Consider the following 11,115-nt stretch of genomic DNA (forward strand, 5'->3'; position numbering starts at 1 on the left):
CCTCGAAAGACAGCACCTGCAAGTCACCCTGGAAGTCGTCGACCGTCAGGCTGAAGTGGGTTTCATTGGAAGGATTGAACATAGCTTGCTCCCTGTTCGATGGTCATCCGTTACGCCGATGGAACCAGCGTTGCAGCCAGGACGAATCCGCGCGCATGGCATCGCGCAATGCTTGGGCGGAGATGGTGCGTTCCGCCACGTCGAAGGCCAGCGCCGCGCGCAGGGCTGGCCAACAGTGTCTGGGTAGATGCCTGGGCGCTTGCAGCGAGCGGTCCAGGCGTTCGTCGCGGGCCTGGGTCGACGGCAACCGGCGATACGGGTGCTTGCCGCAGGCCAGTTCATAGATCACACAGGCCACCGCATACAGGTCGGCACTGGCCGACAAGGCGCCGCCCTCCAGCAATTCGGGGGCGGCATAGCCGGGCGTCCAGGCGTTGAAGCGGCTGCGGCTCAGTTGCGGCAGGCCGGGAAGGATGCCCTCCTCGGCCTGGCTCAGGCCGAAGTCGAACAGCCGCACGCCGTCTTCGCAGAGCATCACGTTGCTCGGCTTCAGGTCGCCGTGCAGCACACCGCGAGCGTGGCTGTACGCCAGGGCATCGAGCAGCGGCCGCACCACATCGCGCAGCTCTTTCCACGGCAGCCCCAATGGCCGCTCGCAGAGCAGTTTGTCCAGGGTCAGGCCGCGCATCAGCTCCATGGTGATGAAGGCGCGCTGGCACTGGGTGTCCACCTCGAAGCTGTGCAGGCGCACGACGTTCGGGTGGCGCAGGCGTCGGGTCAGGGCGAACTCGCTGTAGAGCAAGGCGCTGGCATCCGGCGTCTCGGAGAATTCTTCGCTCATGACTTTGAGCGCTATGTAAGGGTCGGGATCGCCGAACTGCTCATGCAGCAGGTCCCGCGCGCGGTAGACCGCGCCCATGCCACCGGCCCCGAGCAGGCGCTCAAGGCGGTAACGTCCGGCCAGCACGTCCGGCAGCCCGCCCACAGGCACCACGGCCTGAGCCTTGGAACGGGGGCGATTCCTGGAGCGGTTGCGGCCTTTGCCCTTGGCCTTGGGCGCCACGGGACGCGGCGCCTCATTGGCCTTGGCGAAGGCGAAATAGGTCAGGTTGCTGGCCTCTTCCTCGCTCATCAGGATGTTATCCAGACCGGATTTGAGATCACTCATTGGCGGATCACCACGGCGGTCAGGTTGTCCCGCGCCGAGCCGCGCAGGGCGCCGTCGAACAGACGCTCCAGCGCCACCTGCGGCGAAGCCAGGCTCAAGGCGTTGCCCAGCGCATCGCTGGTCAACCCCTGGTACAGGCCGTCGCTGCACAGCAGGAAGGCATCGCCGGGGTAGACCTGCAACTCCAGCACATCCAGGGTCAGCTGCTCGCTGGCGCCCACCGCCCGGGTCAGGGCATTGGCCGCCGGATGGGCCCGCGCCTGCTCGACGCTCATCTGCTGCTCGTCGATCAGTTGCTGCTGCAGCGAATGGTCCTTGGACAGCTGGTACAGACGCTGCCCGCGCCATAGGTAACAACGACTGTCGCCGGCCCAGATGCACGCCGCGCGGTCGCCTTCCAGCAACAGCGCGACCACGGTGCTGCCCATGATGCTGTCGTGGCGCTCGGCGGTGACGGTCAACTCCTGGCCCAGGCGCCGGTTGAGCCAGTGCAGGCACTGGCGCAGGCCCTTGAGTCGCTCGTCGAAGCTGTCTTGCGCCGGCAACTCGGCCAGGCTGGCGACGATCAACTGGCTGGCGATGTCGCCACCCTGATGCCCGCCCATGCCGTCCGCGACCACCCAGAGCCCCTGCTCCGGACAGTCGAGGAAGGCATCTTCGTTGCGCGCCCGAACCTTGCCCGGGTCGGTGCGCGCAGCGCTGCGCCAGGTACTGGCAACCAGCATCAGAGCTGCACCGGCATGCGGAAGGTACGCAGCACGCCCATGTCGAACGGGTTCGGCGTGCGCTGGCTCATCAGCAGGTAGTTGGCGCGCAGGCCGCCCAGGTCGGCCTTGAGGACCAGCACGTCACGGCCGGTCAGGTACTCGGTCTGCATCAGGTCGAACAGACGGAACAGCGACCAGGGGCCGGTGTTCTTTTCGATGCCCACCGGGCGCCCGGCCATCTTGTCCAGCACCAGGCTGGTGCGGCCGTCTTCGGCATCGGTCGGCCACTTGAAGGACACCGGCACGATCGGGCCGTGGCGGTACTCCATGGTCTTGTCACCGAAACGGAACTCGGAACGGCTCACCGCCGGGTCCAGGGTGTAGGGCTCCAGCTTGAACTGCACCTGCGGCTCCGCCGGGTTCTCCGAGAAGAAGCTCTGGCGGATCACCTGGGCCGCGGCCATCTGGTCGAGGTAGACCTTGGACATCGGCAGGCTATGGCCGTCGATGCTGCGCAGGCGGTAGTTGCCCGGATCGCCGCTGACGAAAGGCCGCATGTAGTTTTCGAAGAAGCGATCGGCGATGCCCTGGGCCTTGAAGAACTCGCGGAAGTCGCTGATGGCGACATCGCTGGTGCTGTGGGCGCTAAACGGATAACGCTTGCTGATGGCCTTGCCGTAGAAGCTGTACAGCTCGCTCTGATAACGCTGGTTCAGGTACTGGTAGGAGTCGTTGAGCACCAGGCGCCAGGTGTCTTCCGCCAGCACGTTGAACCACACGCTCACCGGACGCGGCAGGCGCACCGAGGCGTTGCGCAGGTTGCTCAGGGCATCGCGCTGGCCGCTCATGCGGGTCTTGGCCATTTCGAACGCCGCCTGCTCGGGCGCGCTGGCACGGGCCAGGCCGGCCAGTTGCAGTTGCAGGTCGTTCAACGCTTGCAGCGCCGGCGTCAGGTCCGCCGCCGGGCCGTTGTTGTCGTCCAGCAGGCGGTGCAGTGGTTCGAAGCGACGTTGCAGCGACTTCTTCGCGGTGTCCGGCAGGTTCTTGGCCAGGGCTTCCTGGGCCTTGCCCGCGGCAGCTGCCGCGACCTTGCCCAGCGCCCCGCCCTTCTCGGCGGCCTTGTCCGCCGCGGCGGTCACGTCTTCGGCGCTTTCGGCGATGGCCTGGAAGCGGGTGTTCTCACGCACTTCCACCAACAGTTGCAGCACCGGCGAGTTGGCCGAGGTCAGGCCGGCGACCTGATCGGCGCCTTCGCCGGCATCGTTGAACGGCTGCAGGCCGACCTGGCCCACCGCTTCGCTCCAGAAATTGGCGTAGTCGCGGAAGTACAGCTGCTCCAGCTCCACCATCAGGCGGCGCAGGTCCATGCCGCTGATGCCGCTGCCTTCGCCCAGCACCCAGTTGTCACGCAGGATATCGGTGACCAGCGCCGTGCCCTGGACCGAGAAATACTGCTGGTAACCCTGCTGGGTGTAGAAGCCCGGGATCGCGTAGTCGGTGCCGACGAACAGGCTACCCTGCGGCCCCAGGTGCTGGCTCAGGCGGTACTCCGGCAGGCTCCGCGCCTGTTCGCGCAGCACGCGGTAGACCACGTTGGCCAGCGACTCGCTGCGCAGCACCTGGCGCGCCTGGGCCACCAGCGTGTCGTTGAGCGGGTAGCTGAACGGCAGCTTGAGCAGGCGTTCGAAGTGCGCGTTCAGGCCGTTCTGCACCGCGGTGTTGCCGGCGTAGCGCGTCGACCAGTCGCTGGCCACCCAATCCTTGAGCCAGGACGGATCGCGACGGTCCTGCATGTTCAGCATCAGGTACGCCCGCAGGCTGTTGAGCAGGCGGTCGCGGTCGCGCATGTTGCCGCGGATCTGCCCTTCGAGCATCTGCGCCACCCGTGGCAACAGCTGGGCTTGCAGCTCACGCTCGTAGGCGCTGAGCACCACCGGGTTGCTTTCTTCGCCCTGGTATAGGCCGACCCGCTCGTGCAGCGAGACGTCGCCCTTGGCCGGGAACACCTTGGTGGCTTCGAAGCTGGTGTCGAGGGTCTTGAGCGCCGCCATCGCGTCGTCGCGGGCGGTCAGGGCCGTGCGCTGCTGGTTCCAGTTCTGCGCCAGGGAGCGCAGGTTTTCCAGGCGCTCGTAGTTGGCGGAGAAACCGCCGGCCCACAGCAGGCCGAACAAGGCCAGGGCCACCAGCGCGCCAACGTACAGCGCACGCTGGCCCCAATGGATGCGATTGCGCTCGCGCTTGTCCAGGCCAGCCAGGTCGGCCTCGGGGAAAATCACCCGGCTCAGCAGGTGGTGAATGAAGCGCGAACGGCCGCTGCGCAGGGTCGGCAGCACGCCGGCCGCCATGCCCAGGCTGGCGCCGATGCTGGCGGTGTCGGGGTCGAGCTTTTCGGTCAGGTGCGGCGCGCTGGTCAGGTAGAAACCGCGCAGCTGGCTGGCCCGCTGGTAGCGGTTGCCGGTGAACGCCATGTCGACGAACAGGCACAGGCGCTCGCCGATCTGGCCCAACTGGTGCGGGAAGTCGAGGATGCGGCCACGGCGCTGGGTGTCGCGCTCCTGGTGCATGCGCATGATCACCTGGCTGTTCAGGCGCCGCAGCAGCTCTTCGAACTCCTGGCGCAGCACGGCGACGTCGGTGCCGTTCTGTTCCTTGCGGAAGCTGGTGCCGAGCACCTGGTCGCTTTCCTCGCGGCTCAGCTGGTCGAAGAACTCGTCGAAACCCAGCAACTGGTCGGCCTTGCTCAGCACCAGGTACACCGGCACATCGACATGCAGTTTCTGATGCACGTCCTGCAGGCGCGCGCGGACCTGGCGCGCCAGGGTCTCGAGATCCTGCTCGTTGCCGCTCAGCAGCAGCTCCACCGGAATGGTCACCAGCACGCCATTGAGCGGACGCCCGCGACGGCGCTTGCGCAGCAGGTTAAGCAAGGTGCTCCAGGCACTGCCGTCGACTTCCGCGTCGGGCTGGGTCAGGTAGCGGCCGGCGGTGTCGATCAGCACGCCGTGGTCGGCGAAGTACCAGTCGCAATGCCGGGTGCCGACGGTGTCGCGGGTCAGCTTGCGGTCGATCTTGTTGATCGGGAACTCAAGGCCCGAGAAGTCCAGCAGGCTGGTCTTGCCGCTGCTCTGCGGACCGATCAGCAGGTACCAGGGCAGGTCGTTGCGCCAGCGCTCGCTGCGCCCGCGGTACAGGCTGGAGGTCTTGAGGGTGCGCATGGCTTCCTTGAAGCGGCTGCGCAGCTCTTTCTGTTCCTCGTCGATCAGCTCTTCGCGGCGCAGGCGTTCCTGGCCGTCTTCGCTGTCTTCCATTTCTTTCTTGCGGACCCCGGCGCGCCAGCTGACGAAGACCATGGTCAGGCCCCAGATCAGGAACAGCACGCTGATGGTCAGCAGGCGCGAGGTCGCGCTTTCCCAGAACTTGTAGTCGTTGACCGCCAGCAGCGGCCCGACGAACCACACCAGCAGCGCCACGAACAGCACCAGCAACAGCGTCCAGACCCACGTCTTGCGCAGGAAGGCGCCGACTTTCTTGAAGAAGTTTTTCATCACACGTCCCTGTATTACGGCTGGGGCTGGACCACGGCCGGGTCAAGCTGCTGATAAGGTTGCAGAACGGTCTCGCGCTGCTCGCCCAGAACCCAGGCGAACCCCGAATACATCACCACCAGGCAGACCACCGTGAACAGCGCGACCATCCACCACGGCACGATGCGCACCAGGCTGCGGCGCTTGTCGTGCAAGCCTTCCCAGTGTGGCGACAGCTCGCGCGGCACGTCGCCACGCAGCTGGCGGATCTGCCGGTACAGCGCATCGCGAATGCCTTCGAGTTCGAGCATGCCGCGGGCCATGACCCGGTACTTGCCCTCGAAGCCCAGCGACAGGCACAGGTACATCAGTTCCAGCATCGGCAGGTGCTTGACCGGGTTCTTCGACAGCCGGTCCAGCAGCTGGAAGAACTTCTCGCCACCAAAGGTCTCGTTGTGGAAGCTGCTGAGCAGGCTCATCTGCGACCACTCGCTTTCATTGCCCCACGGGGTGGTGACCACCGCCTCGTCGACCACGGTGCACAGCACGTAGCGGGCGGCCATGACCTGGCTGCTTTCGGCGCCGTTGTGCAGCGCGCGCACCTCGAACAGCTTCAGGGCCGAGGTCAGGCGCTCGTTGAGCGCGTACAGGTCTTCGCGGGTGTCGCTGTGCTTGAGGCGCACCACTTCCGACAACAGATCCGAGGCCGCCGCCACCAGCGCGTTCAGGCTGATGTTGAAGGCCTCGGCCGGGCGCAGGCGCGCGGCGTAGATCATCCGTTCTTCCAGTTGCTCGAAGCGCGGCGGCGCGGCGAAATCGGTCAGCGGACTCTGCGCCGGGCCATGGCCCTGGCGATCGAGCAGGACGGTCTTGTCGTCCTGGTTGTGTTCCATGTCCTTGATCATGTCGGTCAGTTCCTGATGGCCCAGAATTTCAGTTCAAGCTCGGCGAATTCGCCGGACACGTGGAAGGCGAAACCGCCGGAACGCTCCAGTTGCGCCAGGTCTTCGGAACTGAGTTCGAGGATGAAATAGGTTTTGTTGGAGTGGAACGCGATCTGCCGTGGCGCCACCGGCAAGGGTTTGACCTTGATCCCCGGCAGGTGCAGGTTGACCAGCTGGCGAATCCGCTCCACCGGGCCGACCTTGAGGTGCGCCGGCAAGCGATGGCGCAGTTCTTCGGAGTCGCAGTTGGCACTGGCGGCCAGGACGAACGAGGCCGACCCCAGCAGCTTGTGGTCGTGCAACGGCGACACGATGATCCCGTACTGACGCGCCTGCAGCACCAGCTCGATGGCGTGCTGTTCGAGCACCATCGACAGCACCTGGCGGATCGCGTCCATCAACTTGCGAAAGCTCGCGCCCTGGTCGCTGTGCTGGTAGCGGCTGTCCAGGCGCGGGCGCTTGCTGTCGCTGGCGAAAGTCGCAAGATCGCCGAGCATGGTCAGCAGCGTGCGGTACAGCTCTTCCGGGTGCACCTGCTCCAGGCCCAGGTAGTGGCGCAGCAGCAGTTCGGTGCGGTTGATCAGTTGCAGCATCATGAAGTCGCCGACTTCGGCGCCGCCGACCTTGCCGTTGGAGCGGATCCGGTCGGCAATGGTGTCGCCGCGGTGGCTGAGCATGCTGATCACTTCTTTCAGGCACGACAGCAGGTAGCTCGAGGCATGGGCGTGGATGAAGGTCGGCACGAAGTCCGGGTCGAGGCTGATCACCCCGTCGGGGGTGGTGTCGAGGACTTCGCAGAGCTTGAGCTTCACATAGGCCTGGTCGCTCTGTTGCTCGCCCAGCAGCAGGCGGAAGTCCGGCCGGGCGCAGCTGACCTGGCTGCTGGAATCGTCGCCGGCGTTGGAGTCGGCCACTTCCGCCTCGTAGGTGGTGTAGCGCGCCAGCACATCGGACTGCTCCGGACGGCGCGCCTCGATGTGGTTGCCGGTCACCAGCGGCAAGGCCAGGTACACCGGGGTGTTGCCGGTGTTCGGCGGCACGTCGAGGGCCAGCGGCTCGGTGTTGCCGCCCAGTTCGAACAGGCTGCCGTCGGGCAGGATGCCGGAGGCCTGGCTGATCACCAGCTTGCCCATGTTGAGGAACTGCAGGTCGATCTCCAGGCTCAGGAAACCCCAGGAATAACTGCCCAGCAACTGGGTGCGGGTTTTCATCTGGTAGTCGTAGTAGCGATCGTTGTGCTGGAAGTGCTGCGGGCGCAGCAACATGCCTTCCTGCCAAATGACTTTATGCACGTTCATAATTACTTGTCCGCCTTGGCGAGCGTTGCGTTGCTGGTGCGGATACCGGCCTGGTCGAGGGTCAGATCGGCTTCGGTCAGCTCCACCGGAGTGAGCTGCACCACATAGCGCCACTGGGCTTCGGAGATATCGCGGTAGGCCGCCAGCACGCCGACGTAGCGGCTGCCTTCTTCGACGCTGAGCTTGAGTTCCACGGTTTCACCCGGGCGCAGTTCCAGTTCTTCGCTGGCCACCATGTCCGGCGCCAGGGACTCCTTGGCGCGCTCGTAGAGGCTGAAGAAATCGGCATTCTCGAAGGCCACCGGATGCTTGAGCTCGATCAGCCGCACCACGATCGGCGACGGGCGACCGTTGAGGTCCGGGTTGAGCTGGTCGCTGGCGGTCAGCTTTAGGTTGAGCTTGGTCATGGTCGAGTACGGCGACAGCGACGAGCAGCCGGCCAGCAACGCCAGGGCGGTCAGCATGGCCAGCGTCTTGAGTAACAGGGTCGAGCAGCGAGACATGCGCATCATCCTTGGTGTTCGGTGTGAAGGGTGGAGATCAGGCGGATCTGTTCTTCGTAGGCCTGGGCGAAGTCACGGGCCAGCAGGCGTTCGCTCCAGTCATCGTCCTGACGCAGGGCCTGGTGATAGCGGTTGTAGGCTCTCCAGCGGCTGCCGGAGGTGGCCAGCAACGGCTTGTTGTCGCGCTCGAAACGCAGGGTCAGCTGCTGCGGCGAGAAATGCTCGAGGGTGCCGCGCACGGCCGCGCGGCTGGCGGTCAGCAGCGCCACCTGGTGCGCCTGTAGATCGCGGAAGGCGCGGGAGATCGCCTGCTCGGCCGGCAGCTGGCCGGGCTTGTTGCCTTGCAGCAGGATGCCCAGCGCTTCGCTGGCGTCCACGGCGAACTTCAGTGGGTTCTTGCTGCCGCCCTGGGCGGTGGTCAGGGCCAGGCGCAGTTCGTTTTTCAGCTCGCTGCGGGTGCGCAGGCTCTGCTGCAGGCCGCCGATGCTTTGCTTGAGCAGGCGCGCGGCATCGATCGCCAGGGCTTCGCGGGCGTCGTGATCGAGGCCTTTGAGGTCCACCCCCAGCGCCGCGCCGAAATGCTCCCAGAAACCTTCGCTCTGGCGTTCCACCGGGGCCGGCTCGACGGCGACCGGCGCCTCGGGCTGCGCCACCAGTTCCGGCACCAGCAGGCTTTCCATGTCGATCCGCGCATAGTCCGCGCGCTGGCGCGGTTCCTGGCGCGGCGCGTTGAGCGCGGTCAGTTCGTCGATTTCCGAATACACCCGCTCCTGCTGGTCCAGCGCGTTGAGCGGGTCGAGGTCGAGGAAGGCGTCATCGGGAATGATGCTGCCGGCGGCCTGCGGACGCCCGACTTCGGCGTCGAAGGTCGCCGGATCGCGCACCAGGCGCGCGCGGATCTCGAAATCCCCCAGCACATAGACGCTGCCGTGCTCGATACGCTGCGGTTCGCCCTTGCGCAGGCGCGCGCCGCTGTCGCTGGCCTGGATACCGTTGCTGCTGGTATCGGTGAGGAAAAACATCCCGTCGCGGTAGCTGACGATCGCGTGGTGATTGGACAGGTGGCGCTTGCGGTCCGGAATGATCCAGTCGCAATCCTCGCCCCGCCCGATCACCCCGCCGGCCTGCTTGAAGGTTTTGCTGCTCAACTCCGTGGGCACGAACTGCTTGGTGTTCAGCATTTCGAAAACCAGTTCCATGATGATGCTCCTTGCGGTCACTTGCCGCGATTGACCGCCTGCGGATCACCCAATGGGCGATAGGTGTTGTCGTTGAATTTGTAATTACCGCTACAGCCGCCGAGGCCGCTGAGAACGATCAGAGCCAGCAGGGCGGCTTGCCAGTGACGAACAGACATCAGAGGGTCTCCATGGGTAGACAATGCACAAAGCGCCGACCCTTGCGGGCGACGCCTGGCGAAACGAAAAAGGCGCTTGGGGCAGTCATGTCGCGCTAGCCCTCGAAGTCGCCAAGATTGATGTTCAACCGCCCGAGGCGGTACAGCAGCGTGCGCCTGGGCAACCCCAACTCGCGAGCCGCCAGGGTCTGGTTGCCGTCGTTCTTGCGCAGGCAATCGAGCAGCAGATGACGCTCGACCTTCTCCAGGCGTTCGCGCAGGTTCAGCCCGGGTTCCTCCGGCAACGCTTCGATGCTCAGGGAGAAATGCTCGGCCAGCAGCTCGCCGCCTTCGCACAGCAGCACCGCCCGCTCCACCAGGCCCTTGAGCTCGCGCACGTTGCCCGGGAAGGTGTAGCCCGAGAGGTGATTGAGGGCGGTTTCCGACCAGCTCACCGGGTCGCGCTGGAGGAAGGCGCAGGCCTTGTCGGCGAAGTGCCGGGCCAGGTCGAGGATGTCGCCTTCGCGCTGGCGCAGGGCCGGCAGCTCGATCGGGAACTGCGCCAGGCGGTAGTACAGGTCCTCGCGGAACTTGCCCTCGCTGACCAGCACCGCCAGGTCGCGGTGGGTCGCGGCGATGATGCGCACGTCGATCTTGTGGGTATCGTTGGAGCCCAGCGGACGGATCTCGCCCTCCTGCAGCACGCGCAGCAGCTTGGCCTGCAGGGACAGCGGCATGTCGCCGATTTCGTCCAGCAACAGGGTGCCGCCATTGGCCGCGTCGAATAGCCCCGGACGGTCGCGATCGGCGCCGGTGAAGGCGCCCTTGCGGTAGCCGAACAGCTCGCTCTCCAGCAGGTTCTCCGGGAACGCCGCGCAGTTCTGCACGATGAACGCCTGTGAGCGTCGCGGGCCGTAGTCGTGGATGGCCCGCGCCACCACTTCCTTGCCGGTGCCGGTCTCGCCGCGCAGCAACACGGTGTAGGGGCTGTGCAGCACCTTGCTGATCAACTGGTAGGTCTGGCGCATGGCCGTGCTGTTGCCGATCAGCCCGTAGCCGCTGGCGCTGACCGGGGTGCTGGCCACCGGCGCCGCGTCGCCCACCGGACGCCGCAGGCGTTGCAGCAGGTGCAGTTGCCCGAGCACGAACGAGCCCAGTTGCCCCATGGAATCGGCGAAGCCCTGCAGGTCGACATGTTCGCGACTGGCACACAGCAGCAGGCCTTCGACAGCCTTTTGCGTGTTCACCAGCGGCACGCACAACAGCGACTGCCAGGGCGTGTCCCGGGCCGGCAGGAAACTGGTTTCGTGCAGGCTGCCGCTCAACCCCACCAGGCTCACCACGCGGTTCTGGCACAGGGCGAACTGCAATAGCTGCTCACCGTTGTAGTCCGCCGGCAGGCTCGCCGCTTCCCGCGGTTGCAGGATGCCGCCCAGGCATTCGGCGCTCAGGCCGAGCCGGGTATGGGTGGCATCGAGCAGGTACAGCTGGCTCAGCTCGCAACCGCTGAGCCCGGCCACGCCGCGCACGAAATCGCCCAGCAGCGCGCCACCGTCGGCCGCCCGCGACAGGCTGGCGAACTGCGCCAGCAGCGCCTCGGCGTAGATCAGCGGTTGCGGTACACGAGTGAACATC

General features: G+C 65.9%; 9 protein-coding genes. All 9 read right to left on the reverse strand.

From position 1 onward, the window contains the following. Positions 1-103: 103 nt before the first annotated feature. The 9 genes from BM019_RS25455 to BM019_RS25495 all read right to left on the reverse strand — a co-directional run bounded on the left by BM019_RS25455 (position 104) and on the right by BM019_RS25495 (position 11,114). The gene (locus BM019_RS25455) at positions 104-1,168 is read right to left on the reverse strand and encodes a serine/threonine-protein kinase (protein ID WP_092421291.1); all 1,065 of its coding nucleotides are present in this window, start codon (positions 1,166-1,168) and stop codon (positions 104-106) included. Continuing rightward, positions 1,165-1,893: a PP2C family protein-serine/threonine phosphatase gene (locus BM019_RS25460; RefSeq protein ID WP_007930264.1), complete on the reverse strand. Its 729-nt coding sequence runs from the start codon at positions 1,891-1,893 to the stop codon at positions 1,165-1,167. The genes BM019_RS25455 and BM019_RS25460 overlap by 4 nt, the downstream gene beginning before the upstream one ends. Further along, positions 1,893-5,420, reverse strand: coding sequence for a type VI secretion system membrane subunit TssM (tssM, locus tag BM019_RS25465; RefSeq protein WP_092421294.1), 3,528 nt, complete (start codon positions 5,418-5,420; stop codon positions 1,893-1,895). Before tssM ends, BM019_RS25460 begins: the two co-directional genes overlap by 1 nt. A gap of 14 nt (positions 5,421-5,434) precedes the next feature. Further along, positions 5,435-6,304 (reverse strand): type IVB secretion system protein IcmH/DotU, encoded by an 870-nt coding sequence (gene icmH / locus BM019_RS25470; RefSeq protein WP_007930266.1) that lies wholly within the window; start codon positions 6,302-6,304, stop codon positions 5,435-5,437. Positions 6,305-6,309: 5 nt separating this feature from the next. Next, positions 6,310-7,641: a type VI secretion system baseplate subunit TssK gene (gene tssK / locus BM019_RS25475; RefSeq protein WP_009051584.1), complete on the reverse strand. Its 1,332-nt coding sequence runs from the start codon at positions 7,639-7,641 to the stop codon at positions 6,310-6,312. Between the two features lie 2 nt (positions 7,642-7,643). Continuing rightward, positions 7,644-8,144, reverse strand: a complete 501-nt coding sequence (gene tssJ / locus BM019_RS25480; protein ID WP_007930268.1) for a type VI secretion system lipoprotein TssJ — start codon at positions 8,142-8,144, stop codon at positions 7,644-7,646. A 5-nt stretch (positions 8,145-8,149) separates the two neighbouring features. Then, entirely contained in the window at positions 8,150-9,343 is a 1,194-nt protein-coding gene (tagH, locus tag BM019_RS25485; protein ID WP_092421297.1) for a type VI secretion system-associated FHA domain protein TagH, read from the reverse strand. A gap of 17 nt (positions 9,344-9,360) precedes the next feature. Then, positions 9,361-9,501: a hypothetical protein gene (locus tag BM019_RS25490; RefSeq protein WP_007930271.1), complete on the reverse strand. Its 141-nt coding sequence runs from the start codon at positions 9,499-9,501 to the stop codon at positions 9,361-9,363. Between the two features lie 95 nt (positions 9,502-9,596). Continuing rightward, on the reverse strand, positions 9,597-11,114 hold the full coding sequence (locus tag BM019_RS25495) for a sigma-54 interaction domain-containing protein (protein WP_062824223.1): 1,518 nt from the start codon (positions 11,112-11,114) through the stop codon (positions 9,597-9,599). Position 11,115 lies beyond the last annotated feature (1 nt).

This window comes from Pseudomonas sp. NFPP07, from assembly GCF_900115645.1.
GTDB lineage: Bacteria > Pseudomonadota > Gammaproteobacteria > Pseudomonadales > Pseudomonadaceae > Aquipseudomonas > Aquipseudomonas chlororaphis.

Bases quoted from the DNA above. Each gene is read 5' to 3' on its own strand.
- BM019_RS25455 (WP_092421291.1), bottom strand. From the start codon at position 1,168: ATGAGTGATCTCAAATCCGGTCTGGATAACATCCTGATGAGCGAGGAA.
- icmH (WP_007930266.1), bottom strand. From the start codon at position 6,304: ATGATCAAGGACATGGAACACAACCAGGACGACAAGACCGTCCTGCTC.
- tssM (WP_092421294.1), bottom strand. From the start codon at position 5,420: ATGAAAAACTTCTTCAAGAAAGTCGGCGCCTTCCTGCGCAAGACGTGG.
- BM019_RS25490 (WP_007930271.1), bottom strand. From the start codon at position 9,501: ATGTCTGTTCGTCACTGGCAAGCCGCCCTGCTGGCTCTGATCGTTCTC.
- tssJ (WP_007930268.1), bottom strand. From the start codon at position 8,144: ATGTCTCGCTGCTCGACCCTGTTACTCAAGACGCTGGCCATGCTGACC.
- BM019_RS25495 (WP_062824223.1), bottom strand. From the start codon at position 11,114: ATGTTCACTCGTGTACCGCAACCGCTGATCTACGCCGAGGCGCTGCTG.
- tssK (WP_009051584.1), bottom strand. From the start codon at position 7,641: ATGAACGTGCATAAAGTCATTTGGCAGGAAGGCATGTTGCTGCGCCCG.
- tagH (WP_092421297.1), bottom strand. From the start codon at position 9,343: ATGGAACTGGTTTTCGAAATGCTGAACACCAAGCAGTTCGTGCCCACG.
- BM019_RS25460 (WP_007930264.1), bottom strand. From the start codon at position 1,893: ATGCTGGTTGCCAGTACCTGGCGCAGCGCTGCGCGCACCGACCCGGGC.